Origin of the sequence: Pigmentiphaga sp. GD03639 (assembly GCF_029845405.1) — a bacterium.
In the GTDB taxonomy this organism is placed as follows: Bacteria; Pseudomonadota; Gammaproteobacteria; order Burkholderiales; family Burkholderiaceae_B; genus Pigmentiphaga; species Pigmentiphaga daeguensis.
The window spans coordinates 150,927-177,489 of the sequence record NZ_JAOCLR010000002.1; the positions used below are offsets into that span (position 1 = coordinate 150,927).

The following is a 26,563-nucleotide window of genomic DNA, read 5'->3' on the forward strand; positions in this document are numbered from 1 at the left end:
TCATCTCGTTGCGCGCTCGAGCGCGCGGGTGATCGCGCGGCTGGACAGGACGCGCGCCAGCCGCTGGCGGTACCAGCCGGGCACGTAGGCGTCGGAACTGGCATCCACCGCGCCGCACAGCGCGGCGGCGCGTTCGATGTCGGCCGCCTCGGCCTTGGTGCCCAGCAGCGCCTGTTCGGCCTGCCCCATGCGCACGGGCGCCGTCGATACGCCGCCCAGGGTGATGGAGCAGCGGTCCACCCGCGCGTCCGGGCCGAAGCGCAGCAGCACGGCGGCCGATGCGATGGCGAAGTCGCCGTGCCGCCGGGAGAACTCCAGGAAGCTCCAGCCGTGTCCCGGCTCCCAGGGCTGCATCGACACGCCCACCAGCATCTCGTCGGCCTCCAGCGCCGGCGTCATGTAGCCGGCGGGAAAGTCCGCCATCGCCAGGCTGCGCGTGCCGGCGGCGCTGGCCACGTGCAATTGCGCGTCCAGGGCCATGGCGATGGTGGGGATCTCGGCCGAGGGGTCGAGCTGGCACAAGCTGCCGCCGACGGTGCCGCGATTGCGCGTCTGCCGGTGGCCGACGTTCAGGATCGCCTCGCGCAGGATGGGCAGCCGGTCGCGGACCAGGTCCGAGAACTCGACGTCCCGCTGTCGTGTCATGGCGCCGATCCGGATCGTGTCGCCCTCGTCCCGCAGGTAGGCCAGTTCCGGGATGCGGTTGATATCCACCAGGCAGTCCGGGAACGCGAACCGCATGTTCAGCATGGCCATCAGCGACTGGCCGCCCGCCAGCACCCGCGCGTTGTCAACGCCGGCCAGGCATTGCAGCGCTTCGTCAAGGCTGCGCGGCGCCACGTAGTCGACAGCGGGAGCTTTCATGGCGCCTTCAGATCTTGGACAGGTCGAGGGACGAGGCGGCGAACAGCTCCTCGGGCGCGACCCGCCGGCGCGACAGGCCCTGCTCGTGGTGATAGCGAGCGAAGGTCTCGATGACGTGGTGGTTGGCGGGCAGGCCGTAAGGCCAGTAGTCCTCGCCCATCAGCGCCTTGGCCTCGTTGTGGTGGTGGACCATCCAGGGCAGGGTGACGGCCAGGTGGCAGATCTCGTCCAGCTCCTTGACGGCCAGGGCCTTGGCCTTCAGGAAGGCCTTGTAGACGCTGACGGGCAGCCAGGGGTTCTCTTCCACCAGCGACTTGCGTATGCCGACCATGTGCATGATGGGGAAGATACGGGTGCGGCGGAAGTAGTCCTTCTCGGCCTCGATGTAGTCGCCGAACAGGCGGCCCACGTTGGGCGCGCCGCGCAGGAAGCAGGACGGCGCGCGGGCGCCGATGTAGCCGTCGATCTCGCCGGACTCCAGCATGCCCGACAGCGTCTTGTCGTCGGGAATCTGCTTCAGGTCGATGGACGGATCCAGTTCGATGGGCGCGCGTTCGCCCCGGCCCGGTTCCTCGACGCCGCCGCGCCGCCACTTGATGTCGGCCGGCTTGACGCCGTACTCATCCTCGAGGATGCCGCGGATCCAGACGTTCGCGGTGATCTGGTACTCGGGCACGCCTATGGTCTTGCCCTTGAGGTCCTGCGGACGCTGGATGCCGCGGTCAGTGCGCACGTAGATGCCCGACTGCCGGAAGACCCGCGACAGGAAGGCGGGTACCGCGACGTACTTGTTGTCGCCGCGGGCCGTGGTCATCATGTGGCTGCTCATCGAGATTTCCGTCACGTCGAATTCCTCGTAGCGGAAGGCGCGGTGGAAGGCCTCTTCCGGCTCCAGCGGCACGGCGCGCACGTTGCAGCCCTCGATGGCCACGCGGCCGTCGAACAGGGCCTGGGTGCGGTCGTAGTTGCCTACGGAGAGGCTGATGTTCAGTTTGTTCATCGGTTTTCCTTGTCGTGGATGCGGGAAGCCTCAATCCGCGCTCAGGCCGATCTTCCTGGCCAGCGCGGCGAAACGGTCGATGTCGTCGTTGACGATCTTCTGGAACGCGGCGGGGCCTTCGTCCGCGGTGGTGTAGCCCAGGTCCTCCAGCCGCTTGCGCATGGCGTCGGTCTTCATGATGGCCGACACCGTCTTGTAGATGTCCATCTTGATGTTGTCCGGCGTGCCGCCAGGCACCGCCAGGCCCTGCCACTGGCTGAGGTTGAAGCCGGGCGCGCCGCTCTCGGCCACGGTGGGCACGTCGGGCACCGCTTTCGAGCGTTCGCTGGAGGTGATGGCCAGCGCGCGCAGCTTGCCCGAGGAAATGTAGGTCAGCGCGCCGGAGATGGTGACCACCGCCAGGTCCACCTGGCCGCCCAGGACGTCGACCAGGGCGGGGCCACAGCCTTTGTACGGAACGTGCACGTTGCTCATCTTGAATTCGATGTTCATCATCTCGCCCGCCAGGTGCGGGTCGGTGCCGGCGCCGCAGGAGCCGTACGATAGCTTGGAACCCGGCTGGCGGCCCGCCGCCACCACGTCGGCCAGGGTCTTGAAGCGGGAAGACGCCGGCACGACCACCAGCATGGGAGCGTAGGCGACATTGATCACCGCCGCCAGATCCTTCTTGGGGTCGTAGCCCAGGTTCTTGTAGATGGCGGGCGCCAGGGAATAGGCGTCGTTCATCATCAGCAGGGAGTGGCCGTCCTTGGGCTTGCCCGCGACGATGCGGGTACCCACGGTGCTGCCGGCGCCGGCCTTGTTGTCGACGATGACGGGCTGGCCCAGCTTGCCGAGCTGGTCGCCGATGAGCCGGGCCAGCATGTCGACCCCGCCGCCCACGGCGTAGGGCACGGTGATCTCGACCGTCTTGACGGGGAAGGTGGGAGCTGCCTTGACCTCTGCCTTCGCCACGGGCAGGAGGGCGGCGAGGGCCAGGGAGCACAGCAGGTGGAAGGGCATCTTGGTCAGCATGGGGAACTCGCAGGGGTCGGTTGATCGGATCAGTAGGGCGCACTGGATGTGTGCCGTGATGCACCAAAATACTCAGTAGGCTGAACAATATGCTCACTGTACTGAGTATTTGGCCGGCCGCTCATTGGGGGAATCACCTAATGGCGAGGAATGCGTGCCCCGGATGAGTGCGCCGGCCGGTCATCGGCCTGTCTGCTTGCAAGTTCCGGGCCAGATGGCGGGAAAGGGGGGAGGGGCCGGCGGCGCGCGAAAAGCGCCGCCGGACGGGACCAGGCCGGGAGGCGGGGCCCGGCCCGGGTACCTAGGCCTTGTACTGGGCCTCGATGCGGCGGCCGATGTCGGCGTCGACCTTCTTCCAGTAGTCGAACACCCGCTCGAGCACCGGCGCGCGCACGCCGGACTTCAGCGTGCCCACCACGGTATCGACCAGTCGCTGGCGCTGGGCATCATCGAATACGTCGCGCACCAGCGTGCCGGCCTGGCCGAAGTCGTCGTCGTCCTTGCGCAGCTTGTAGGCCTCGCGCACCAGGCTGGTGTCGACCTCCCAGCTTTCCTCCGGCGCCGCGCCGCCGTCGGCCCAGGCGCGCCCCTGGCTGTTGGGCGCGTAGGTGGCGGCATTGCCCGCATGTTCATAGGTCATGTTGCCGTCGAACATGTAGGTGTTGACCGGCACCTTCGGACGGTTCACGGGCAACTGGTGGAAGTTCGTGCCGATGCGGGCGCGGTGCGCATCGTTGTAGGCGAAGGCGCGGCCCAGCAGCATCTTGTCGGGCGACAGGCCGATGCCCGGCACGGTGTTGCCGGGGGAGAAGGCGGCCTGTTCGATCTCGGCGAAGAAATTGGCCGGGTTGCGGTTCAGGGTCATCACGCCGACCTTGATCAGCGGGTAGTCCTTGTGCGGCCACACCTTGGTCAGGTCGAAGGGATTGAAGCGGTAGGTCTTGGCCTGGGCGTACGGCATGACCTGCACCGACATCACCCACTTGGGATGGTCCCCGCGCGCGATCGCCTCGAACAGGTCGCGCCGGTGGTAGTCGGCATCCATGCCGGCGATGCGGGCGGCTTCCTCGTTGGTCAGGTTCTTCTCGCCCTGCTGGTTGTGGAAGTGGTACTTCACCCAGAATTTCTCGCCCGCCGCGTTGACCCACATGTAGGTGTGCGACCCGAAGCCGTTCATGTGGCGCCAGGACTGCGGGATGCCGCGGTCGCCCATCAGGTAGGTGACCTGGTGCGCGCTTTCCGGATTGTTCGTCCAGAAGTCCCACTGCATGTGGGCGTCGCGCAGGCCGGAATCGGGCAGGCGCTTCTGGCTGCGGATGAAGTGGGGGAACTTCATCGGATCGCGCACGAAGAACACGGGCGTGTTGTTGCCGACCAGGTCGTAGTTGCCCTCGGTGGTGTAGAACTTCAGCGAGAAACCGCGCACGTCGCGCCAGGTGTCGGGGCTGCCGGACTCGCCGGCCACCGTCGAGAACCGGGCCAGCATCTCCGTCCTGCAGCCTTTCTGGAACAAGGCCGCCTTGGTGTAGCGGGAGACGTCCTCGGTGGTCTCGAACACGCCGAAGGCGCCCGAGCCCTTGGCGTGGGGCTGGCGCTCGGGGACTTTTTCCCGGTTGAAGTGCGCCATCTGTTCGAGGAAATGCACATCGTGCAGGACCAGGGGGCCGTCGCTGCCGACAGTCAGCGAGTTGCGGTCGCTGGGCGCGGGGGCCCCGGCGCCGGTGGTGCTGTGGCCGGGGAGGGAAGTCTTGTCGCTCATCGTGGGCTCCTGAGGGGCAGGGTTGGTGTGTCGTGTCCAAAGACGCTTGCGGTCTTTGCCCTACGATGGTCCATCCTAGCCAAGAAGTCGTGACGGGGCGCGCAAAGCCAGCTCGACCTTGTGTATCAAGACGTTACATCAGGCGTACGCGTGCCAGCGAACCGTGCGTTCCGCCGCCGTCCGGGGTGCCTTGTCCATGATCATGGCGATCGTCTGGCGCGACAGTTCCTTGCGCCAGGCGGCCTCGGCATCGCGCATGGCCGAGGCGATCGCGCAGGGCCGGCGGCATTCGGCCGCGGGAGCTGCGCCTTCGCCGTTGCGGCGGATCTCGGAGCAACGGAAGGCCGCCTCCTGGCCCTCGATCGCATCGACCACTTCGAGCAGGGTGATCCGGGCCGGCGGGCGCGCCAGGCGAAAGCCCCCCTTGGGTCCCGCCGAGGAGGCCAGGATGCCGGCCCGCGCGAGCGCTTGCAGCGACTTGTTCAGATAGGCGGCGGGCAGGCCGAACTTGGCCGCCAGCCTGGCGGTGGAGACCACTTCGTCCTGTCCTATCCAGCCCAGGGCCACGCAGCAATGCAGGCCCCACTCCACGCCTTCGCTCATCCTCATGGCTATGCCTCGTAATGGATAATCCGGACTATACACATCCAGATTGTGATTGACTAGCTTCTGGAACGGGCCCAGAATCCGCTTCGTAATCTGGTCATTGAATATCTAGATATAAAGCCGGAAACGACGAGATGCGGCCGGTAACGACAGCGTTCGCGACAAGGCGGGCGGAAGGAGACATCATGAAAATGCATCATCGCCTGATGGGCGCCTGCCTGGGGACCTGCGTGACCCTGGCGACCCTGCCGGCCGCGCATGCGGCCGGTCAGGAGAAGCTGAAGATCGGCTTCATGGCCGAACTGTCCGGTCCGCAAGCGGCGCTGGGACAGGACATGTACGACGGCTTCATGCTCTATCTGGACCGCAACGGCGGCAAGCTGGGCGGCCGGGATATCAGCGTGATCAAGGCCGACAGTCAGCTCAAGCCCGAGGTGGGCGTGCAACTGACCGAAAGCCTGACGGGCCGCAACGACGTGCCCATCATCGTCGGCGTGACATTCTCGAATGTCATGCTGGCCGTGCATCCGCGCATCACCCAGAAACAAGTCTTCCTGATTGGCACCAATGCCGGGCCTAGCCAACTGGCAGGCAAGGCGTGCTCGCCCTATTTCTTCAGCACGTCCTGGCAGAACGACCAGCAGGCCGAGGTCGTGGGCCACTATGCCGCGTCCAAGGGCTACAAGCGGATCATCACCATGGTGCCCAACTACCAGTCGGGCTTCGATTTCGTGACCGGCTTCAAGCGCTACTACAAGGAGCCGCTGCTGGACGAGGTCTATACCCCGCTCAGCCAGCAAGATTTCTCGGCCGAGCTGACGCAGATCGCGGCCAGGAAGCCCGATGCCGTGTTCGTCTTTTATCCGGGCGGGCTGGGCGTGAACTTCCTGCGCCAGTACCAGCAGGCGGGTCTGCTGGGTCGGATACCGGTGCTGTCCGCGTCCACCACCGACGCCATCAATCTTCCTGCCCAGCGCGAAAGCGCCCTGGGGGTGATCACCGGCACCGCCTGGGGGCCGGACCTGGACAACGAGGCCAATCGCGTCTTCGTTGCCGGATTCGAGAAGAAGTACGGCCGCATTCCTTCCCACTACGCGGCGCAGAGCTACGACGGCGCGCAATTGCTGGATTCGGCGTTGAGGAAGGTGGGCGGCCGCGTCGAGGACAAGAGCGCCTTCATGGCGGCGCTCAGGCAGGCCGAATTTCCGTCGGTGCGCGGTCCGTTCAAGTTTGGCAACAACAACTTTCCCGTCCAAGACATGCACGTGTTCGAAGTGGTGAAGGATGCGCGCGGCCGCGTCACGCTCAAGACCATCGCGACCCCGCTGAAGAATCATCGCGACGCCTATCACGCCGAATGCCCGATGGAATGAAGCCCGTGCCATGAACGCTCAACTCATCGCCACCCAGGTGCTGAATGGCCTGCAGTTCGGGATCCTGCTGTTTCTGATGTCGGCCGGCCTGACGCTGGTGTTCGGGATCATGAACTTCGTCAACCTCGCGCATGGATCGCTCTACATGATGGGCGCCTATCTGGCGGCGGTCATGCTGGGCGCGTCCGATTCCTTCCTGCTTGCGCTGCTGCTGGCCGTGCCGGCTACCATGCTGATCGGCCTGGCCGTCGACCGCATGGTGCTGGCCGGCTTGTACACGCGCGACCATCTGGACCAGGTGCTGGCCACCTTCGGCCTGATCCTGGTGTTCAACGAGATCGTGCGCTTCTTCTGGGGGCCGGCTCCGGTCTACATCAACGTGCCGCCGGCGCTGTCCGGAACAGTCGAGCTGTTCGGCTTCCCGTATCCCGCATACCGGTTCGCCATCATCGCGGTCGGGCTCGTGGCGGGTCTCGGGCTCTATGTCCTGATCAACCGGACGCGCGTGGGCATGCTGATACGCGCCGGCGCGGCCGATGCGGAAATGGTTGGCGCGATGGGAGTCAACATCCGCCTGCTCAATGCGTTGATCTTTGGATTGGGAGCCGGTCTTGCGGGGCTGGCTGGCGTGATGGCCGGGCCCATCCTGTCGGTGCAGCCCGGCATGGGCGAGCCCGTGCTGGTGCTGACGCTGGTGGTCATCGTGACCGGTGGCATCGGCTCCATACGCGGGGCCTTCTACGGTGCGCTGCTGGTTGGCCTGATCGACACGCTGGGGCGCGCCTTCCTGCCGGCGGTTTTCGATGCCTTGGTGGGCAAGGTCTTCGCCCAGGCTGCGGGACCGGCGGTCGCTTCCATGCTGATCTATCTGCTGATGGCGCTGGTCCTGGCCATGCGTCCGCACGGACTCTTCCCAGTGAGGCATGCATGAACTCGACCCTGTACGCCAAGGACACGCCACCCTACGGTGCGAGCGCCGGGGCCCGCGGGAAGGCCTTCCGCCGTGCCGCTCCGGCCGCGGCGATCTTCCTGGCGCTGTGCGCGGTGCCGGCGGCCGCCCATCTGCTGGGCCAGCCGTTCTGGCTCGGCCTGGTCGCGCGCATCATGATCCTCGGCCTGGCGGCCGTGGGCCTGAACCTGGTACTCGGGTACGGCGGCATGGTTAGCCTGGGCCATGCGATGTATCTGGGCATTGGTGCCTACTCGGTGGGCATCCTGTCGGCCCACGGCGTTGACTCGGGTCTTGCCCACCTGGCGGTGGCGTTGGCCGCCGGCGCGGCCGTGGCGCTGATCGTGGGACTCGTTTGCCTGAAGACGAGCGGCATGGCGTTCATCATGATCACGCTGGCTTTCGCCCAGATGTTCTATTTCCTGGCGATCAGCCTCAAGCAGTACGGCGGCGACGACGGGTTGACCATCGCGTCGCACAGCCGCGTGCCTGGCCTGTCGCTGGACGATCCCTACCAGTTCTACCTGCTGGTGCTGGCCGTGCTGGCGATCATCTGCGCCCTGTGCAAGCGGCTGACTGATTCGCGCTTCGGCTTGGTGCTGCGCGGCAGCCGCCAGAATCCGCGCCGCATGCGAGCCCTGGGATTTCCCTTGCTGCGCTACCGGCTTGCCGCCTACGTGCTGTCGGCGATGATCGTGGTGATGGCCGGGGTGCTGCTGGCCAACCTGGCCCGCTTCGCATCGCCTTCGTACATGAGCTGGACTCTTTCGGGAGATCTGGTACTGATGTGCGTGCTGGGCGGCATGGCAACGCTGCTGGGGCCGATCGTGGGGGCGGCGGCCTTCGTGCTGCTGGAGGAGTTTCTCTCGGGCATGCCGCTCGACCTGCCGGCGGGCGCGGCAGACCTGATCCGTACGCACTGGCTGGGCGTGTTCGGCGTATTCGTGGTGGCCGTGGTGCTGTTCGCGCGGCGCGGGCTGTACGGCGCCCTGGCGGGCCGGGAGAACACCGATGGCTGAGATCCTGGCGGCGCACCGGCTGGTCAAGCGCTACGGGGCGCTGAAGGTGACCGACGAGCTTTGCATGACCCTGGAGCGGGGAGAACTGCATGCCATCATCGGCCCCAACGGCGCGGGCAAGACCACGTTCATCCATCAACTGGCCGGCGAAATCGCGCCGGACGCAGGCATGATCTCGCTGAAGGGGCGCGACATCACGCGGGCACCGGTCCATCAGCGGGCCCTGGGCGGCGTCGGGCGTTCCTATCAGATCACCTCGGTGTTCCGGGAATTCTCCGTGCTGGAAAACGTCATGCTGGCGGTCCAGGCCGGGCAGGGACACAGTTTCCGCTTCTGGCGGCCGGCGCGCCGGGATGCGGGCCTGGTCGGGCCGGCCCGGGTGGCGCTGGGCCGGGTCGGGCTGGCGTACGCGGCTGGCCGGGCGGCTGGTGCGCTGGCCCACGGCGAGATGCGCCAGCTGGAGATCGCGATGGCACTCGCGATGCGCCCCGAGGTGCTGCTGCTGGACGAGCCGATGGCGGGCATGAGCCGCCAGGAATCGGCCGGGCTGGTCGACATGTTGCGCGAGCTCAAGGGTGCCTACAGCATCGTCCTGGTCGAGCACGACATGGATGCGGTTTTCGCGCTGGCCGACCGTATCACTGTGTTGTCGTACGGCCGTGTGATCGCCTGCGGCACGCCGCGGGAAATACGCGGCAACGACGAGGTGCGTGCCGCGTACCTGGGAGACGGGAATGACTGAACGCGCCGGGACGAATGAGGGTGTGGCGCCGTTGCTCAGCCTGCGCGGTGTCGAGGCGGCTTATGAGGCCAGCCAGGTTTTGTTCGGCATAGACCTCGAGATCCACGCCGGTGAGTGCGTCGCCTTGCTAGGCCGCAATGGCATGGGCAAGTCCACTACCGTCAAGTCCATCATGGGGTTGTTGCGCCTGCGGGGAGGCGACGTCCGATGGCGGGGCCGCAGCTTGCGGCCGCTGGCCGCGCACCAGAGAGCACGGGTCGGTCTGGGGCTGGTACCGGAGGGCCGGCGCATCTTTCCCAACCTGACGGTACGCGAGAACCTGCTCGCCACGGCCCGGGCGCCGGCGATGCGGGATGCCGGCTGGTCCCTGGACGATATCTACGGCATGTTTCCCCGCCTGCGCGAGCGGGAGCATCATCTGGGATGCCACCTCTCCGGCGGCGAACAGCAGATGCTCGCCATCGGCCGCGCGTTGATGACAGCCCCGGAACTGCTGATCCTGGACGAAGCCACCGAAGGGCTGGCGCCGCTGGTCCGAGGCGACATCTGGCGCTGCATCGAACTGCTCAAGCGGCGCGGGCTGGCGCTGCTGGTGATCGACAAGAACCTGGGGCCGCTGATGCGGGTGGCGGACCGCCATTACATCCTCGAGAAGGGCGCCGTCGTGTGGCGAGGCTCCTCACAAGCCTTGCGGGACCGCCCCGAACTGGTGCGCGACTACATCGGCATGTAGCGCGCCGGACTGTCATGTTTGAAGCAAAGGAGCTGTCTAGATGAAACGCATCGTGGTATTGGGCGGCGGCTTCGCCGGCCTGTGGAGTGCGATTGGAGCCGCCAGGAAACTGGAGGAGCACGGCGTCGGCCCGGATGCCGTGCGCGTGACTCTGATCGACCAGCACGATTTTCACAGTATTCGCGTCCGCAATTACGAAGAGGACCTCGATGCCACCATCGTGCCGTTCTCCCTGGTACTGGATCCGATAGGCGTGGAGCACCTCCGGGGCGTGGTCACAGGCGTCGATACCGAGCGCCGTGTGGTCGATGTGCGCACGAGCGCAGGTGTCTTCACGGTTCGCTACGACCGCCTCGTCTACGCGTTGGGCAGCAGCGTGCAGCGGCCATCTATTCCCGGCCTGGTTGAGCATTCCTTCGATATCGATACCTACCATGGCGCCAAGCGGCTCGATGCGCACCTACGCGCGCTGGCGCAGGACGGCCGCGACGCGGACCGGCTGCATGTGCTGGTCGTGGGGGCGGGGCTGACCGGAATCGAACTGGCATCCGAATTGCCGGCCAGGCTGGCGAAACTGTCGGCCCTGGCGCACGACCGGCCGGCACCTCGGGTCGTCTTGGCCGATGCCAGCCCGCTCATCGGCCCGGACATGGGCGACGAGGCGCGGCCTGTCATCGTCGAGGCGCTGGCCTCCCTGGGCGTGGAGATGCACACGAGCGTATCCATCGCCTCGCTGGATGCGCATGGCGCGACGCTGGCCGGTGGGCAGCGGATCGAGGCGTCGACTGTCGTCTGGTGCGCCGGTATGCGCGCCAGCGACCTGGGCGGCGCTTTGCCGGCGGCAAGGGACAGGCTCGGTCGCCTGGAGGTGGACGAGTTCATGCGCGTGCGGGGAATGCCGCACGTCTTCGCCGCAGGCGATGCGGCCCGGGCGGTGCTGGACGGCGAACATGCCTCGGTCATGTCCTGCCAGCATGGCCGGCCGATGGGCCGCTACGCGGGCTACAACGTTGCGGCGGATCTGCTTGGCGAACCCATGTTGCCCTTGCACATCGACTGGTACGTGACCGTGCTGGACCTGGGCGAGTGGGGCGCCGTCTATACCGGAGGCTGGGACCGCCGGGTCATCTCGACGAAGGATGCGGCCAAGGCGACCAAACGGACCATCAATCGCGAGCGCATCTATCCGCCCCGAAGCGGAAACCGCTCGGAGATCCTGGCCGCGGCCACTCCCGAGGTGCAGGAGCCGCCGGAAGTGCGGGGTCGGAACTGAGCCTGCGCATGCCGGGCCGCGGGATGCTAGCGGATGGACACGCGGTGCATGGTCCGCGGCGAGGGGTAGTAGTCGTTGATCGCATAGTGCTGGGTGGCCAGGTTGTCCCACACGGCCACCGAGCCCTTGCGCCAGTTGAACCGCACCTGCCATTCCGGCACGCGGGCCAGGCCGGCCAGGAAGGACAGCATGTGCGCGCCGTCGTCGTGCCCCATCTGGTTGATTCGCGTCGTGTACAGGCTGTTGACGAAAACCACGCGCTTGCCCGTGGCGGGATGGGGCAGGAAGACGGGCTGGTCCACAGGGGGGTAGCGGCGGCGCATGGCGTGGTACTTCTCGTCGCCGTCGGGCTGGCGCTTGAGGTTGTTCACCAGGGCGGGAGCTTCCCAATGGTGGACGGCGGTCATGCCGGCCAGGTAGCGCCGCAGTCCTTCGTCCAGGGAATCGTGCGCGGCCGTCATGCTGGCCCACATGGTGTCTCCGCCCACCTCGGGCACCTCGACCGCATACAGGCAGGCGGCCACCGGCGGGCGAGGCTGCCAGGTCAGATCGGCGTGCCAGATATCGGTGCCGGTCTCCTTGCCGCGGGTGACGAGCATTTCCACGTAGGGATTGGCGGGGTGCGACGGAAAGGTCGATGACACCGGTTCGACGTCGCCGAACACCTGCGAGAAGAACACCTGGGCATCGGGCGAGAGACGCTGCTCGCGGAAGAAGATGACCTGGCGCTCGGCCAGGAGGGCGCGCAGCCGGTCGGCATGGCGGGTGACCTGGGTCGCGTCGGCAAGGTCTATGTCCAGCACTTCCGAACCTATGGCCGGCGTAAGGGGGCGGATCAGCATGATGTCTCCGGACGATGCGGCGCTAGGGCGCCTTGCCGACGAAGCGGTCGGTATAGAAGTCTTCCAGCGGTGCGCGCCTGGCCAGCAAGCCTTCCTTGACATAGAAGTCCTGCAGCCGCTGCAGCAGGGCGGGGTCCATCTTGCCGGGCACGGCCTGCCCGGGATAGACGTCGCGGGCATAGGCGCCGATGATCTGCGCGACATAGTCGCGCTTGTCCTGGTAGGCGGGTACGGCGGCGACGAAGTCGCCCACGGCGGCGGCGGGGTCCTGCATGATCTCGCGCATGGCGCGCAGGGTGGCGCCGACCACTTTCTCGACCAGGTCGGGCCGGGTGCGTATCGTTTCGTCCGAGGCCACGATGGCCTGGGGAAGGCCGGGGAATACCTGGTCGCCGTAGAACACGCGCACCTTGGCGCCCGCGTTGACCGCCGCCAGGGCCCAGTCGGGCGTGGCGACCATGGCGTCGGCCTCGCGGGTGGCGAACAGTTTCCAGACGCCGGTCGGGCCGGCGGCCTGGATGTTCACGGCCTTCTTGTCCACGCCATAGTGCTTGAGCATGCCCAGGAAGCTGTAATAGATCGAGTCGGTATACGAGCCGACCGTGACCGTCTTGCCGCGCAGGTCCGCCGGCGTCTTGATGCGGGCGTCGTCGTCGTGGACCACGACCTGCATCAGGGAGTGGCCGCCCAGCACGGCCACCACCTTGATGGGAATGCCGTTGGGCCGCAGAAACAGCGGCGCGTCGCCCACCGAGCTGCCGGCCAGCGCGATGCCCGCGCCCACCTGCTTGGCCACCTGGACCCCGCCGCCGTTGGCCGCCATCAGGTTGACCTTCAGGCCCCGGTCCCGGTAGTAGCCGCGGGCCTGCGCCAATATCCAGGGAGCGAACCCGGGCAGGGTGGGGGGAGCGGGCGTCAGCACCGTGATCTCTTCGGGCGTGGCCGCTGCCTGGGCGCCGGTCCCGGCCAGCGCCCAGCAACAGGCCAGTGCCCCGGCGGCGCGCAGCATCGATGAGCGAGGACGAAGCATGACGGGTACTCCTTCACATGGTTACCAGGGGTGGCGCGGCGCTACCGGATGCCTGCCGGCTGGGCGCCGCGTTCGGCTTCGATCAGACGCGCGAGAATCCGGCGCGCCTTGACCGGCGCCAGGTCGGGAGCAAGGTAGACGGGATGCAGCGACGCCATGTCGGCGCCCGGCCCGAGGTTGTCCTGCTGCGCTTCGATCATCGGCTCGTCTTCCAGCATGAAGGCGCGCTCGGTGGTCGCCTGTATCCAGCCGGTCAGTTCGTCGTCGTCCGGGGAGTGGCTGCGCGTCGCCGCCCAGAAGTAGTGTGTCCGGGTGCCGCTTTCCGGTGTCGGCAGATGCAGGAACGACAAGGTCACTCCGTCGCCGGGGTCGGCGCCGGTCTCGGTGGCGCCGACGTCCAGGAACAGGGTGCAGGGAGGGTGCCAGCGTATGCACGACCGCGCGTCGCCGATGGCATCGGGCCTGCCCCAGCACCGGCCCAGCAGCGGGCTCACGGTGCAGCCCGGTTTCCAGCGATTCGCGTGCACCACGCCGTCCGCCTCGATGACTTCGTGGCGGGTGTTGCCGATGGCGCCGCCGCTGGCAAAGGCGGGGTGCAGGTACTCGACGTGGCTGAGGTCCAGCAGGTTGTCGATGACGAGCTGGTAATGCGCGTCGATGCGCAGGTAGCCCCATTGGGTCCGATATCCCGGACGCGGGTCGAACGGGGAAAGGTCCGGCAGCAACGCGGCGTCGGCGAGCGCCGGATCGCCCGGCCACAGCCAGATGAAGCCGTAGCGCGATGCGAGAGGATAGGCGCGTATGTCGGCATGGGCGGGGATCCGGGGGCCGTGCGGGTTGTGCACGCAACGGCCGCCGGGGTCATAGCGCAGGCCGTGGTAGCCGCACTGCAGTTCGTCGCCGAGCAGGGTGCCCCGGGACAGCGGCGCGAAGCGGTGCGCGCAGCGATCCTGCAGGGCGACGGGGTTGCCGTCCAGGCTGCGGAACAGCACGACGGGCGTGTCCAGGAGCATCCGGCGCAGGGGCGTCCGGGTGATTTCGGCCTCGGCCGCGGCGGCATACCAGGCATTGCGCAGATATTCCAAGGCTGTCTCCCCGGGCATGCATCGCTTCGGCCCGGCAATAATTACCATAAGTGGTAATTAAAGTCAGGATAAGACGGCCGGGAGGGCGCGTCAACGCCGGACCGGACAGGGGAATCCCTAGGTGGGCGAGGGGAGGCGTCCGCCGCCGTCCGGCCGGATCTGGTCCTCCAGCATGCGGGCGACGAAGTCGACGTAGGCGTCCATCATCGTCTCGGCCTGGGGGCCGGTGCCGAACAACGTCTCGATGAGCGGCTGCGCCGTCGAGACGAAGGCCGGCACGCCTATCAATATTAGATGCACGAAGCGCGGATCGACGGCGGGCGGCACGCCCTCCGGAAAGAGCATGGCGGTGATCTCCAGCCCCCGCGCGGTCACGCGCTGGATGGGGGTGGGCGCGCCGGCCTCGTTCCCGGTCCTGGGCGCATGGTAGATCTCGGCCAGCGCCAGCCGCTCGAAATGGGGATGCTGCCGCATGAACTCGAGACGCAGCGTCAGGCGCGCCTTGAGTTGCTCCCGCAGGGAGCCCGGCTGCCGCAGCGCCCGCTCCATGCGGTCCTGCAGCTGGCGCATCAGGAATTCGGTCACCTCGTGCAGCAAACCCCGCAGATCGCCGAAGTAGTAGCGCACCAGCGCCCGGTTCACGCCCGCTTCGGCGGCGATCTCGAGGATGGTGAGTTCTTCCGGGGTGCGGCGCCCGAGCAGGTCCACGGTGCAGTCGATGATACGATCCCGGCCTACCGACTGGCTGTCGACCGGCCGGCCGGCGCCGCGCGGAGCGGGGGCGTCTTTCTTGGTTCGAGGCATGGAGCGGGCCGGCTGCTGGTGGCGACGCGCCATTCTAGTCGGCCCGCCGGTGTGCCCGCCACGGTACGCCCGAGCGGATCTGTCGTTGACAGTCTCGCGCCGTGCACGCTATTATGGCAAGCTCTCTGGAGTCGGCTCGCCCGGGCCGCGCGTTCTTTGATGTGCAGAATTGCAATATCCGGCTGGTACAAATTGCCCGGATGTCCCGCAAACACTGCCTTTCTCAAGAGCCGCGTCGCGGCGTTCCTCCCCCAGCAGGTTTTCATGCCGCACGATCGTGCGGCCCGTGCATGTTCCTCTTCCGGTTCGCCCCGGTTGCGGCTTCCTGCTCGGGGCCGCGCTGCCGGATGGCTTGTTGTAGATGTCTGGGCCTTGTGACGTAGGCCCCAGACCTAACCAAAAGACCCCAAAAGGTTACGGAAGAGGGCTTATGCCAACTATCAGCCAACTCGTGCGCAAGCCGCGCGAATCCAGCCACGCCAAGAGCAAGTCGCCCGCTCTTGAATGCAGCCCGCAGCGTCGCGGCGTCTGCACCCGTGTCTACACCACGACCCCCAAGAAGCCGAACTCGGCTCTGCGTAAGGTTGCGAAGGTGCGCCTGACCAACGGTTACGAAGTCATTTCGTACATCGGCGGCGAAGGCCACAACCTGCAGGAGCACTCGGTGGTTCTGGTGCGTGGCGGCCGGGTGAAGGATCTCCCGGGTGTGCGCTACCACATCGTCCGCGGCTCGCTGGACCTGCAAGGCGTGAAGGATCGCAAGCAGGCCCGCTCGAAGTACGGCGCCAAGCGCCCCAAGAAGGCCTGATCCCCAGGTCTCGCAGCTTTACCCGTTGCGTCGCCGCATCCTGGATTGCAGGAGCGGCACGAGTAAGGGGCCCGTCGGGGCGCAAGCCCAACGTGACAGGCCACGGCCGCAGGCGAAACCCCGCGGTTCAACTGAAGACATAGGAAGTAGAAATGCCTCGTCGTCGCGAAGTACCCAAGCGTGAAATCCTGCCCGATCCCAAGTTCGGCAGCGTTGAACTCGCCAAATTCATGAACGTCGTCATGCTCTCCGGCAAGAAGGCCGTCGCAGAGCGGATCGTTTACGGCGCCCTCGAACAAATCCAGACCAAGACCGGCAAGGACCCCATCGAGGTGTTCGGTCAGGCGATCGGCAACGTCAAGCCCATCGTCGAGGTCAAGAGCCGCCGGGTTGGCGGCGCCAACTACCAAGTGCCGGTTGAAGTGCGCCCCGTGCGCCGCCTGGCCTTGGCCATGCGTTGGGTTCGCGAGGCCGCCAAGAAGCGTGGCGAGAAGTCCATGGACCTGCGCCTGGCCGGCGAGCTGATGGATGCGTCCGAGGGCCGCGGCGGCGCGGTCAAGAAGCGCGACGACACGCACAAGATGGCCGAGGCCAACAAGGCATTCAGCCACTTCCGCTGGTAAGCAGCACTCTTCGTTTCTCAAATGGCCCGCGGCCGATCGCCGCGGGCCAACCAGTCCAGTCACCAAGGAAATCCGATCATGGCCCGCAAGACCCCGATCGAGCGCTACCGCAACATCGGCATCTCTGCGCACATCGACGCAGGGAAGACCACCACCACCGAACGTATCCTGTTCTATACGGGCGTCAACCACAAGCTCGGCGAAGTGCACGACGGCGCCGCCACGATGGACTGGATGGAGCAGGAGCAGGAACGCGGCATCACGATCACCTCGGCTGCCACCACCTGCTTCTGGAAGGGCATGGCGGGCAACTATCCCGAGCATCGCTTCAACATCATCGACACCCCGGGGCACGTGGACTTCACGATTGAAGTCGAGCGCTCCATGCGCGTGCTGGACGGCGCCTGCATGGTGTATTGCGCCGTGGGCGGCGTGCAGCCCCAGTCGGAAACCGTCTGGCGCCAGGCCAACAAGTACGGCGTGCCCCGTCTCGCGTTCGTCAACAAGATGGACCGTACCGGCGCGAACTTCTTCAAGGTCTACGAGCAGATGCGTCTGCGCCTGAAGGCCAACCCGATCCCGCTGCAAGTGCCGATCGGCGCCGAGGATTCGTTCAAGGGCGTGGTCGACCTGGTCAAGATGAAGGCCATCCTGTGGGATGACGCCAGCCAGGGCACCAAGTTCGAATACGGCGACATCCCCGCCGAGCTGGTCGACACCTGCAACGAATGGCACGAGAAGCTGGTCGAGGCGGCCGCCGAGTCGTCCGAAGAGCTGATGAACAAGTATCTGGAATCCGGCGAACTGTCGGAAGCCGAGATCAAGTCCGCCATCCGCCAGCGCACCATCGCCGGCGAGATCCAGCCCATGCTGTGCGGCACCGCCTTCAAGAACAAGGGCGTGCAGGCCATGCTGGACGCGGTCATCGACTACCTGCCTTCGCCGATCGACATCCCCCCGGTCGACGGCACCGACGAGAACGACCAGCCCGTGGTCCGCAAGGCCGACGACAAGGAAAAGTTCTCGGCGCTGGCGTTCAAGCTGATGACGGACCCGTTCGTCGGCCAGCTGACCTTCATCCGCGTGTACTCGGGCGTGCTGGCTTCCGGCGACACCGTCTACAACGCGATCAAGGGCAAGAAAGAGCGCGTCGGCCGTATCCTGCAGATGCACGCCAACCAGCGTGAGGAAATCAAGGAAGTTCTGGCGGGCGACATCGCCGCGGCCGTGGGCCTGAAGGACGTCACGACCGGCGAAACGCTGTGCGATCCGGAATCGATCGTCACGCTGGAAAAGATGGAGTTCCCCGAGCCCGTGATCGCGCAGGCCGTCGAACCCAAGACCAAGGCCGACCAGGAGAAGATGGGCATCGCCCTGAACCGCCTGGCCGCCGAGGATCCGTCGTTCCGCGTGCGTACCGACGAAGAGTCGGGCCAGACCATCATTTCGGGCATGGGCGAGCTCCACCTGGAAATCCTGGTCGACCGCATGAAGCGCGAATTCGGCGTGGAAGCCAACGTGGGCAAGCCCCAGGTGGCCTACCGCGAAACCATCCGCAAGACCTGCGAAGAGTCCGAAGGCAAGTTCGTCAAGCAGTCGGGCGGCCGCGGCCAGTACGGTCACGTGGTGCTGAAGGTCGAGCCCCAGGAAGCCGGCAAGGGCTTCGAGTTCGTCGACGCCATCAAGGGCGGCGTGGTGCCCCGTGAATTCATTCCGGCCGTGGAAAAGGGTTGTATCGACACCCTGCAGGCTGGCGTGATGGCCGGCTACCCGGTGGTGGACGTCAAGGTGACGCTGTTCTTCGGTTCGTACCACGACGTGGACTCGAACGAAAACGCGTTCAAGATGGCCGCCTCGATGGCCTTCAAGGAAGGCATGCGCAAGGCCAACCCTGTGCTGCTCGAGCCCATGATGGCCGTGGAAGTCGAGACGCCGGAAGACTACGCCGGTACCGTGATGGGCGACCTGTCCTCGCGGCGCGGCATGGTCCAGGGCATGGACGACATGGTCGGCGGCGGCAAGATCATCAAGGCCGAGGTTCCCCTGGCCGAGATGTTCGGTTATTCCACCGCGCTGCGTTCCGCGACCCAGGGTCGCGCGACGTACACGATGGAGTTCAAGCACTACGCGGAAGCGCCGAAGAACGTCGCCGACGCAATCATCAGCGCCCGCGCCAAGTAATTGGCGACAGGCAAGTAATCGTTAAATCTCCAGGCAAACTGCAGGAAGAGAGAACATGGCAAAAGGCAAGTTTGAGCGTACCAAGCCGCACGTGAACGTGGGCACGATCGGTCACGTTGACCACGGCAAGACGACGCTGACGGCGGCGATCACGACGGTGCTGTCGAAGCAGTTCGGCGGCGAGGCCAAGGCGTACGACCAGATCGACGCGGCGCCGGAAGAGAAGGCGCGTGGGATCACGATCAACACGGCACACGTGGAATACGAGACGGAGACCCGTCACTACGCGCACGTTGACTGCCCGGGGCACGCGGACTACGTGAAGAACATGATCACGGGCGCGGCGCAGATGGACGGCGCGATCCTGGTGGTGTCGGCCGCTGACGGCCCGATGCCGCAGACGCGCGAGCACATCCTGCTGTCGCGCCAGGTTGGCGTGCCGTACATCATCGTGTTCCTGAACAAGGCGGACCTGGTTGACGACGCCGAGCTGCTGGAGCTGGTGGAAATGGAAGTCCGGGAACTGCTGTCGAAGTACGACTTCCCGGGCGACGATACGCCGATCGTGAAGGGCTCGGCCCGCATGGCGCTGGAAGGCGACAAGGGCGAGCTGGGCGAGCAGGCGATCCTGCAACTGGCGGCGGCGTTGGACTCGTACATCCCGACGCCCGAGCGTGCGGTCGACGGTGCGTTCCTGATGCCGGTGGAAGACGTGTTCTCGATCTCGGGTCGTGGCACGGTGGTGACGGGGCGTATCGAGCGTGGCGTGATCAAGGTCGGCGAGGAAATCGAGATCGTCGGTATCAAGGACACGGTCAAGACGACGTGCACGGGCGTGGAAATGTTCCGCAAGCTGCTGGACCAGGGCCAGGCCGGTGACAACGTGGGTATCCTGCTGCGCGGCACCAAGCGTGAAGACGTCGAGCGTGGCCAGGTTCTGGCCAAGCCGGGTTCGATCACGCCGCACACGGAGTTCTCGGCCGAGGTGTACGTGCTGTCGAAGGAAGAGGGCGGCCGTCATACGCCGTTCTTCAACGGCTATCGTCCCCAGTTCTACTTCCGTACGACGGACGTGACGGGCACGATCGAGCTGCCCAAGGACAAGGAGATGGTGCTGCCGGGCGACAACGTGTCGATCACGGTCAAGCTGCTGGCGCCGATCGCCATGGAAGAAGGCCTGCGCTTCGCCATCCGTGAAGGCGGTCGTACCGTCGGCGCCGGCGTCGTCGCCAAAATTATTGCTTGATTTTAAGGGTCTCCCTTAAAAAAACGGCCCCACCCAGGACGCCGCGGATCCGGCTCTGCCGGTCCGCCAGCGTCGCCCCCCCTGGGGGGCGCGCGTAAGCGCGTAGGGGGGGTCCAACCTCGCTCTTTAGGACAGTTTCATGAAAAAGCAGAAGATTCGCATCCGCCTCAAGGCGTTCGATTACAAGCTCATCGACCAGTCGGCCGCTGAGATCGTCGAAACCGCCAAGCGCACGGGTGCCGTGGTTCGTGGTCCGGTTCCCCTGCCGACCCGTATCCGCCGCTACGATCTGCTGCGTTCGCCGCACGTCAACAAGACGTCGCGCGACCAGTTCGAGATCCGCACCCATCAGCGCCTGATGGACATCGTGGATCCCACCGACAAGACCGTGGACGCGCTGATGCGCCTGGACCTGCCGGCTGGCGTGGATGTGGAAATCGCTTTGCAGTGACGTGGTATTTGCGCCCGGGGCTTGAAAAGGCCGCCGGGCGCAGGCTATACTAGCCGGCTAGCCCGTGGGTGAGCCCATGGGCTTTTGGCACGTATTTTTGGCACGTATTGATCCGGCGGGGTTTCCCCGGCATTTTTCCCGGGTCGTGCCGCCAGCAATCACTATCGCATCAATGTAGGCGCAGCGCCCTTGGCGTTGCTGTCCGGTGCCGCACTTCGGTGCGACGCCATTTTTAGCCCCGGCCAATCGTAGTCGGGAATGGAGAAAACGATGTCGACCCAATCGACGGCCTCCACGCCAGCCGCATTCCGGCTCGGCCTGGTGGGTCGCAAGGTTGGCATGACCCGCATTTTCACGGACGATGGCGAGTCCATCCCCGTGACCGTGCTGGACGTGTCGAACAACCGTGTGACCCAGGTCAAATCCCCGCAAACGGACGGTTACGCCGCCGTTCAGGTCACGTTCGGTACGCGCCGTGCTTCGCGCGTCACCAAGCCTCTTACCGGCCATTTCGCGAAAGCGGGTGCCGAAGCGGGCAGCGTGCTCAAAGAATTCCGCCTTGATCCGGCCAAAGCGGCCGAGTTCGCTCCGGGCGCAGTCATCACCGTGGAATCCGTCTTCACGGTCGGCCAGAAGGTCGACGTGACGGGCACGACCATCGGTAAGGGCTTCTCGGGCGCGATCAAGCGTCACAACTTCTCGTCGAACCGCGCTTCGCACGGTAACTCGGTGTCGCACAACTCGGCCGGCTCCATCGGTATGGCGCAGGATCCGGGCCGCGTGTTCCCGGGCAAGAAGATGGCCGGCCACTATGGCGACGTCACCCGCACCGTGCAGAACCTCGACGTGATCCGCGTGGACGCCGAGCGCGGCCTGCTGCTGGTCCGTGGCGCCGTCCCGGGCCATGCCGGCGCGAACATCGTCGTTCGTCCCGCTGTGAAAGGAGCCTGAACATGGCAGATCTCAAGCTCCTGAATGACCAGGGCCAGGTCGCTGCGACCGTCAGCGCCCCCGATACGGTCTTCGGCCGCGAATTCAACGAAGCGCTGGTGCACCAGGTCGTTGTCGCCTACCAGGCCAACGCCCGCAGCGGCAACCGCGCCCAGAAGGACCGCACGGAAGTCAAGCACTCCACCAAGAAGCCCTGGCGCCAGAAGGGTACCGGCCGCGCTCGCGCCGGTATGACCTCGTCGCCGCTGTGGCGTGGGGGTGGTCGCATTTTCCCGAATTCGCCTGAAGAAAACTTCAGCCAGAAAGTGAACAAGAAGATGTACCGCGCCGGTGTGCGGTCGATTCTGTCGCAACTGGCCCGCGAAGACCGGATCGCGATCGTCGAGAACTTCGTGGTCGATTCGCCCAAGACCAAGGTGGCCGCCGACAAGCTCAAGAGCCTGGGCTTGAACTCGGTCCTCATCATTACCGATACGGTTGACGAAAACCTCTATCTGGCCACGCGCAACCTGCCGCACGTGGCGGTGGTCGAGTCCCGTTATGCCGATCCGCTGTCGCTGATCCACTACAACAAAGTGTTGATCACCAAGCCCGCGATCGCTCAGCTCGAGGAGATGCTGGGATGAGCAACGACCGTCTGCTCCAGGTTCTGCTGGCTCCGATCGTCTCTGAAAAGAGCACGTTCATCGCCGACAAGAACCAGCAAGTGGCTTTCCGCGTCCTGCAAGACGCCACCAAGCCGGAAATCAAGGCTGCCGTCGAACTGCTCTTCAAGGTGCAGGTCGAGTCCGTGCAGGTTCTCAATACCAAGGGCAAAGTCAAGCGCTTTGGCCGCTTCATCGGTCGCCGCCGCAACGAGCGCAAGGCGTACGTGTCGCTGAAGCCGGGTCAGGAAATCGACTTTGCGCAGGAGGTGAAGTAAATGCCCCTCGTCAAGCTGAAGCCGACTTCCGCCGGTCGCCGCGCGATGGTGAAGGTGGTTCACCCCCACCTGCACAAAGGTCGCCCGCTCGACAGTCTGCTTGAAAAGCAGATGCAGAATGCCGGCCGCAACAACAACGGCCATATCACCACGCGTCATCGCGGCGGTGGTCACAAGCAACATTATCGTGTGGTCGATTTCAAGCGCACCAAGGACGGCATCCCGGCCAAGGTCGAGCGCATCGAATACGACCCCAACCGTACGGCGCACATCGCTCTGTTGTGCTATGCCGACGGCGAACGTCGCTACATCATCGCCCCGCGCGGTCTTGAAGTCGGCGCCACGCTGGTGTCCGGTAGCGAAGCGCCCATCCGCGCTGGCAATGCCCTGCCGATCCGCAACATCCCGGTCGGTAGCACCATCCACTGCGTGGAAATGATCCCCGGCAAGGGCGCCCAGATGGTGCGTTCGGCAGGCGGATCGGCCGTGCTGCTGGCTCGTGAAGGTACCTATGCCCAGGTTCGCCTGCGTTCGGGCGAAGTCCGCAAGGTGCACATCGAGTGCCGTGCGACCATCGGCGAAGTCAGCAACGAAGAGCATGGCCTGCGCCAGATCGGCAAGGCCGGTGCCACTCGTTGGCGCGGCATTCGCCCCACCGTTCGCGGTGTTGCCATGAACCCGATCGACCACCCGCACGGTGGTGGTGAAGGCCGTACTGGCGAAGCCCGTGAGCCGGTCAGCCCCTGGGGCACTCCGTCCAAGGGTTTCAAGACCCGCCGCAACAAGCGGACGAGCAATATGATCGTCCAGCGGCGCAAGAAGAAGTAAGCGAGGCGAGCCATGTCACGTTCGATTAAAAAAGGCCCGTTTGTCGACCTGCACCTTCTGAAGAAGGTTGAGTCGGCCACGGCCGGCAAAGACAAGCGCCCGATCAAGACCTGGTCGCGTCGTTCCACGATCCTGCCCGAGTTCATCGGTCTGACGATCGCGGTTCACAATGGTCGCCAGCATGTTCCCGTGTATGTCAACGAGAACATGGTCGGTCACAAACTCGGCGAGTTCGCGCTGACCCGTACGTTCAAGGGTCACGCTGCGGACAAGAAGGCCAAGAGGTAAGCGCGATGGAAACCACTGCGATTGTTCGTGGCGTACGCGTGTCGGCCCAGAAGGCCCGTCTGGTCGCGGATATGATCCGCGGCAAGTCGGTGGCCCAGGCCATCAACATTCTTACGTTCACGCCCAAGAAGTCCGCCGGCATCATCAAGAAGGCGGTCGAATCCGCCATCGCGAATGCCGAGCACAACGACGGTGCCGACATCGACGAACTGAAGGTGAAAACCATCTACGTCGACAAGGGTGCGTCGCTCAAGCGTTTCGACGCCCGCGCCAAAGGCCGCGGCGTCAAGATCGAGAAGCAGACTTGCCACATCGTGGTCAAGGTCGGCAGCTAAGGAGCCACGATGGGACAGAAAATTCACCCGACCGGGTTCCGTCTCTCGGTCAGCCGTAACTGGTCCTCCCGCTGGTACGCCAGCGGTAGCGCCTACGCCGGCATGCTGGCGGAAGACATCAAGGTCCGCGAGTACCTGAAGAAGAAGCTGAAAGGCGCTTCCGTGGGTCGCGTGGTCATCGAGCGTCCTGCCAAGAACGCGCGCGTCACGGTCTACTCGGCTCGTCCGGGCGTCGTGATCGGCAAGAAGGGCGAGGACATCGAGATCCTGAAGGCCGATCTGCAGCGTCTGATGGGCGTGCCCGTGCACGTCAACATCGAAGAGATCCGCAAGCCGGAAATCGACGCCCAGCTGATCGCCGACTCGATCGCCCAGCAGCTCGAAAAGCGCATCATGTTCCGCCGGGCGATGAAGCGCGCCATGCAGAACGCCATGCGCCTGGGTGCCCAGGGCATCAAGATCATGAGCGCCGGTCGCCTGAACGGCATCGAGATCGCCCGTACCGAATGGTACCGCGAAGGCCGTGTGCCGCTGCACACCCTGCGCGCCAACATCGACTACGGCACGTCCGAAGCCGGTACGACCTATGGTCTGATCGGCATCAAGGTGTGGGTCTACAAGGGCGACACGCTGGGCTCGGCCGAGCTGGCCGCCGCCCCTGAAGCAACCAAGGACGAAGAGCGCAAGCCGCGCCGCGGCCCGCGTAACGACCGTCCGGGCAACCGCCCCGGCGCTGGTCGTGGTCGCGGCGGCCGCCGGCCCGAAGGCGAGGCAGCTGCTGCTGCCGCGCCCGAGGGTGGTGCCCGGCGTGCGCCGCGCAAGCCGGCTGCTGACGCGGCCGCGCCTGCCAAAGACGGAGAATAAGCATGCTGCAGCCATCGCGCAGGAAATACCGCAAGGAACAAAAGGGCCGCAATACCGGCCTGGCCACGCGCGGCGCCAATGTCTCGTTCGGCGAATTCGGTCTGAAGGCCACGGGTCGTGGCCGCCTGACCGCTCGCCAGATCGAGTCGGCCCGTCGTGCCATCACCCGCCACATCAAGCGTGGCGGCCGTATCTGGATCCGCGTCTTCCCGGACAAGCCGATCTCGCAAAAACCCGCCGAAGTCCGGATGGGTAACGGCAAGGGCAACCCGGAGTACTGGGTCGCCGAGATCCAGCCCGGCAAGGTGCTGTATGAAATGGAAGGCGTCAACGAAGAACTGGCGCGCGAGGCGTTCCGCCTGGCGGCTGCCAAGCTTCCGATCTCGACCGTCTTCGTGACGCGTCATCTCGGAACGTAAGGAGATAGCAATGAAGGCAAGCGAACTCCGTTCGAAGGACGCCGGCGAGCTCGGCAAGGAGCTCGAGGGTCTGCTTAGGGCTCAGTTCAGTCTGCGCATGCAGCTGGCTACCCAGCAGCTTTCCAACACCAGCCAGCTTGGCAAGGTGCGCCGCGACATCGCGCGTGTCCGTACCGTGCTGCGCGAGAAAGCCGGGAAGTAAACATGAGCGAAACCAAGCTGAAGCGTACGCTGACCGGTCGTGTGGTCAGCGACAAGATGGACAAGACGGTAACCGTGATGGTCGAACGCCGGGTCAAGCACCCGCTGTACGGCAAGATCGTCGTCCGGTCCGCCAAGTACCACGCTCACGACGAAACCAACCAGTACAAGACCGGTGATCTGGTCGAGATCTCGGAAACCCGTCCGGTTTCCAAGACCAAGGCCTGGTCGGTGGTCCGTCTGGTCGAAGCCGCGCGGATCATCTGATCCCCGCAGGCTGAACGGGCATCGCGAGATGTCCGGCGCAAGGCCGTGGAGGCAACTCCACGGCCTTTTGTTTTGGGTGCCCGCCGCCACGGGCGCAGAGCCCCGTCTTCAGTTGGCCGGTGGAACCGTGTCGCCGCTCGACAGGCGTTGCTCGAACTCGCCTATCCGCGCCGCTTCCGCCTGCAGGCGGGGAACGAGAGCCAGAGCCTGGGCGCGTTCCGCCTCGGTGTGGGCGGTCAGCAGCAGCAAGCTGCCCATGACTTGCCCGTCGACATGGCGTACCGGAACGGCCAGTGCCAGGATGCGGGGATTGCGCTTGCCCACCGTAGCCACGTAACCCTGCTTGCGGATGGTCGCGAGGGCGCTGCGGAATTCCTGCCAGTCCTGGCCCAGTCCCGACTCGGCGATCTCGGCCTGCTTCGCCAGGTACAGGGCCCGAATCTGATGCGGAGCCAGGTTGGCCAGGATGGCTTGCGAGCCGGCGCCCTGGAACAGGGGGAAGGCGGATCCACGGCCACGATACAGCGGCATGCGCTCCCCTTCGTGGATGATGTGGCTGGAGCCCACCTGATGGGTACACAGGACGCGATCGTTGTACAGGGTGCATAGCAGCAGCGCCCGGTTGTCGCAGATGTCGGCCATACCTGCCATGACCGACTTGCCGGCGTTGAGCAGCGGATCCGATTGCTGCAGCAGCCTTTCGAGTTCGACGATGCGCGAGCCCAGCGAATAGCGGCCCTTGCCCCGCTGCGCCAGCAGCCCGCGATCGCTCAGTTCCTGCAGGTAGCGATAACAGGTGGAGCGGCCCACGCCCAGCCGGGCGGCAACTTCGTCCACCTGGATCTGCAGGTTGTCGGCGGTGAAGAGATCCAGGATGGTCAGCAGCCGGCCGACCGCGCTTTCGCCTGTGGCTGGCGGCGGCGTGGCGTCGGTCGGGATGGGAGGGAGCGCTGCGGGAGAAGGGGAACGGACGGGCATCGGCGGCGGCGGGATCAGGATTTTCCTATGATCGCACAACATCGCACTTCTTCGTAATTGTGGGAATAATAAAAATTCTCTTTTTGACGGAAAAATTTATTTCTCCTA

General features: G+C 65.5%; 31 protein-coding genes. 21 read left to right on the forward strand and 10 right to left on the reverse strand.

Going from position 1 to position 26,563, the window contains the following annotated elements:
• The 5 genes from N5K27_RS02670 to N5K27_RS02690 form a co-directional block, all read right to left on the reverse strand.
• Window positions 1-864, reverse strand: a complete 864-nt coding sequence (locus tag N5K27_RS02670) for a xanthine dehydrogenase family protein subunit M (RefSeq protein ID WP_087838341.1) — start codon at window positions 862-864, stop codon at window positions 1-3.
• A gap of 7 nt (window positions 865-871) precedes the next feature.
• On the reverse strand, window positions 872-1,864 hold the full coding sequence (locus N5K27_RS02675) for an ABC transporter substrate-binding protein (protein WP_087838340.1): 993 nt from the start codon (window positions 1,862-1,864) through the stop codon (window positions 872-874).
• Window positions 1,865-1,894: 30 nt separating this feature from the next.
• Window positions 1,895-2,878 carry a tripartite tricarboxylate transporter substrate binding protein gene (locus tag N5K27_RS02680; RefSeq protein ID WP_087838339.1) on the reverse strand — a complete coding sequence of 328 codons (984 nt, stop codon included), beginning with the start codon at window positions 2,876-2,878 and terminating at the stop codon, window positions 1,895-1,897.
• A 301-nt stretch (window positions 2,879-3,179) separates the two neighbouring features.
• A complete protein-coding gene (locus N5K27_RS02685; RefSeq protein ID WP_087838338.1) occupies window positions 3,180-4,637 on the reverse strand; it encodes a catalase in 1,458 nt (485 codons plus the stop codon).
• A gap of 138 nt (window positions 4,638-4,775) precedes the next feature.
• Window positions 4,776-5,246: an Rrf2 family transcriptional regulator gene (locus N5K27_RS02690; protein ID WP_087838337.1), complete on the reverse strand. Its 471-nt coding sequence runs from the start codon at window positions 5,244-5,246 to the stop codon at window positions 4,776-4,778.
• Between the two features lie 182 nt (window positions 5,247-5,428).
• Between N5K27_RS02690 and N5K27_RS02695 the strand changes: the two genes are divergently transcribed.
• From N5K27_RS02695 to N5K27_RS02720, 6 genes are read left to right on the forward strand one after another with little or no spacing between them, the layout of a single operon-like run.
• Window positions 5,429-6,616: an ABC transporter substrate-binding protein gene (locus N5K27_RS02695; protein ID WP_087838336.1), complete on the forward strand. Its 1,188-nt coding sequence runs from the start codon at window positions 5,429-5,431 to the stop codon at window positions 6,614-6,616.
• A gap of 10 nt (window positions 6,617-6,626) precedes the next feature.
• Complete coding sequence (locus N5K27_RS02700) at window positions 6,627-7,547, forward strand: branched-chain amino acid ABC transporter permease (protein WP_087838335.1); 921 nt, start codon at window positions 6,627-6,629, stop codon at window positions 7,545-7,547.
• On the forward strand, window positions 7,544-8,584 hold the full coding sequence (locus N5K27_RS02705; RefSeq protein ID WP_279814538.1) for a branched-chain amino acid ABC transporter permease: 1,041 nt from the start codon (window positions 7,544-7,546) through the stop codon (window positions 8,582-8,584). Before N5K27_RS02700 ends, N5K27_RS02705 begins: the two co-directional genes overlap by 4 nt.
• Complete coding sequence (locus tag N5K27_RS02710) at window positions 8,577-9,326, forward strand: ABC transporter ATP-binding protein (protein WP_279814539.1); 750 nt, start codon at window positions 8,577-8,579, stop codon at window positions 9,324-9,326. Before N5K27_RS02705 ends, N5K27_RS02710 begins: the two co-directional genes overlap by 8 nt.
• Before the next feature lie 22 nt (window positions 9,327-9,348).
• Complete coding sequence (locus N5K27_RS02715) at window positions 9,349-10,059, forward strand: ABC transporter ATP-binding protein (protein ID WP_087838332.1); 711 nt, start codon at window positions 9,349-9,351, stop codon at window positions 10,057-10,059.
• A 40-nt stretch (window positions 10,060-10,099) separates the two neighbouring features.
• Window positions 10,100-11,332 (forward strand): FAD-dependent oxidoreductase, encoded by a 1,233-nt coding sequence (locus N5K27_RS02720; protein ID WP_087838331.1) that lies wholly within the window; start codon window positions 10,100-10,102, stop codon window positions 11,330-11,332.
• A 26-nt stretch (window positions 11,333-11,358) separates the two neighbouring features.
• Here N5K27_RS02720 and N5K27_RS02725 read toward each other — a convergent pair whose 3' ends face one another.
• The 4 genes from N5K27_RS02725 to N5K27_RS02740 form a co-directional block, all read right to left on the reverse strand.
• A complete protein-coding gene (locus tag N5K27_RS02725; RefSeq protein ID WP_132980724.1) occupies window positions 11,359-12,174 on the reverse strand; it encodes a TauD/TfdA family dioxygenase in 816 nt (271 codons plus the stop codon).
• A gap of 22 nt (window positions 12,175-12,196) precedes the next feature.
• Complete coding sequence (locus N5K27_RS02730; protein ID WP_279814541.1) at window positions 12,197-13,204, reverse strand: ABC transporter substrate-binding protein; 1,008 nt, start codon at window positions 13,202-13,204, stop codon at window positions 12,197-12,199.
• A gap of 41 nt (window positions 13,205-13,245) precedes the next feature.
• The gene (locus N5K27_RS02735) at window positions 13,246-14,289 is read right to left on the reverse strand and encodes an aromatic ring-hydroxylating dioxygenase subunit alpha (RefSeq protein ID WP_176400693.1); all 1,044 of its coding nucleotides are present in this window, start codon (window positions 14,287-14,289) and stop codon (window positions 13,246-13,248) included.
• Between the two features lie 117 nt (window positions 14,290-14,406).
• Entirely contained in the window at window positions 14,407-15,093 is a 687-nt protein-coding gene (locus N5K27_RS02740) for a TetR/AcrR family transcriptional regulator (protein ID WP_132980722.1), read from the reverse strand.
• Between the two features lie 430 nt (window positions 15,094-15,523).
• Here N5K27_RS02740 and rpsL point away from each other — a divergent pair, with 430 nt between their 5' ends.
• The 15 genes from rpsL to rpsQ all read left to right on the forward strand — a co-directional run bounded on the left by rpsL (window position 15,524) and on the right by rpsQ (window position 25,477).
• The gene (gene rpsL / locus N5K27_RS02745; RefSeq protein WP_087838327.1) at window positions 15,524-15,901 is read left to right on the forward strand and encodes a 30S ribosomal protein S12; all 378 of its coding nucleotides are present in this window, start codon (window positions 15,524-15,526) and stop codon (window positions 15,899-15,901) included.
• Between the two features lie 152 nt (window positions 15,902-16,053).
• On the forward strand, window positions 16,054-16,524 hold the full coding sequence (rpsG, locus tag N5K27_RS02750; protein ID WP_087838326.1) for a 30S ribosomal protein S7: 471 nt from the start codon (window positions 16,054-16,056) through the stop codon (window positions 16,522-16,524).
• 78 nt (window positions 16,525-16,602) lie between these two features.
• Window positions 16,603-18,705 (forward strand): elongation factor G, encoded by a 2,103-nt coding sequence (fusA, locus tag N5K27_RS02755; protein WP_087838325.1) that lies wholly within the window; start codon window positions 16,603-16,605, stop codon window positions 18,703-18,705.
• Window positions 18,706-18,760: 55 nt separating this feature from the next.
• Window positions 18,761-19,951, forward strand: a complete 1,191-nt coding sequence (gene tuf / locus N5K27_RS02760) for an elongation factor Tu (protein WP_087838324.1) — start codon at window positions 18,761-18,763, stop codon at window positions 19,949-19,951.
• Window positions 19,952-20,090: 139 nt separating this feature from the next.
• Entirely contained in the window at window positions 20,091-20,402 is a 312-nt protein-coding gene (gene rpsJ / locus N5K27_RS02765) for a 30S ribosomal protein S10 (RefSeq protein WP_087779994.1), read from the forward strand.
• Window positions 20,403-20,660: 258 nt separating this feature from the next.
• The gene (gene rplC / locus N5K27_RS02770; protein WP_087838323.1) at window positions 20,661-21,353 is read left to right on the forward strand and encodes a 50S ribosomal protein L3; all 693 of its coding nucleotides are present in this window, start codon (window positions 20,661-20,663) and stop codon (window positions 21,351-21,353) included.
• Between the two features lie 2 nt (window positions 21,354-21,355).
• Complete coding sequence (rplD, locus tag N5K27_RS02775) at window positions 21,356-21,979, forward strand: 50S ribosomal protein L4 (RefSeq protein WP_087838322.1); 624 nt, start codon at window positions 21,356-21,358, stop codon at window positions 21,977-21,979.
• Complete coding sequence (rplW, locus tag N5K27_RS02780; RefSeq protein WP_087779997.1) at window positions 21,976-22,275, forward strand: 50S ribosomal protein L23; 300 nt, start codon at window positions 21,976-21,978, stop codon at window positions 22,273-22,275. Before rplD ends, rplW begins: the two co-directional genes overlap by 4 nt.
• Window positions 22,276-23,103, forward strand: coding sequence for a 50S ribosomal protein L2 (rplB, locus tag N5K27_RS02785; protein ID WP_279814552.1), 828 nt, complete (start codon window positions 22,276-22,278; stop codon window positions 23,101-23,103).
• Between the two features lie 12 nt (window positions 23,104-23,115).
• On the forward strand, window positions 23,116-23,391 hold the full coding sequence (rpsS, locus tag N5K27_RS02790) for a 30S ribosomal protein S19 (RefSeq protein WP_087838320.1): 276 nt from the start codon (window positions 23,116-23,118) through the stop codon (window positions 23,389-23,391).
• 5 nt (window positions 23,392-23,396) lie between these two features.
• Entirely contained in the window at window positions 23,397-23,726 is a 330-nt protein-coding gene (gene rplV / locus N5K27_RS02795; protein ID WP_087838319.1) for a 50S ribosomal protein L22, read from the forward strand.
• Window positions 23,727-23,735: 9 nt separating this feature from the next.
• Complete coding sequence (rpsC, locus tag N5K27_RS02800) at window positions 23,736-24,590, forward strand: 30S ribosomal protein S3 (RefSeq protein WP_087838318.1); 855 nt, start codon at window positions 23,736-23,738, stop codon at window positions 24,588-24,590.
• 2 nt (window positions 24,591-24,592) lie between these two features.
• On the forward strand, window positions 24,593-25,009 hold the full coding sequence (gene rplP / locus N5K27_RS02805; protein ID WP_087780002.1) for a 50S ribosomal protein L16: 417 nt from the start codon (window positions 24,593-24,595) through the stop codon (window positions 25,007-25,009).
• 10 nt (window positions 25,010-25,019) lie between these two features.
• Window positions 25,020-25,211, forward strand: coding sequence for a 50S ribosomal protein L29 (rpmC, locus tag N5K27_RS02810; RefSeq protein WP_087838317.1), 192 nt, complete (start codon window positions 25,020-25,022; stop codon window positions 25,209-25,211).
• Window positions 25,212-25,213: 2 nt separating this feature from the next.
• Complete coding sequence (gene rpsQ / locus N5K27_RS02815; protein WP_087838316.1) at window positions 25,214-25,477, forward strand: 30S ribosomal protein S17; 264 nt, start codon at window positions 25,214-25,216, stop codon at window positions 25,475-25,477.
• 108 nt (window positions 25,478-25,585) lie between these two features.
• Here the strand turns inward: rpsQ and N5K27_RS02820 are convergent, their stop codons facing one another.
• Window positions 25,586-26,455 (reverse strand): IclR family transcriptional regulator C-terminal domain-containing protein, encoded by an 870-nt coding sequence (locus N5K27_RS02820; protein WP_279814560.1) that lies wholly within the window; start codon window positions 26,453-26,455, stop codon window positions 25,586-25,588.
• Window positions 26,456-26,563 lie beyond the last annotated feature (108 nt).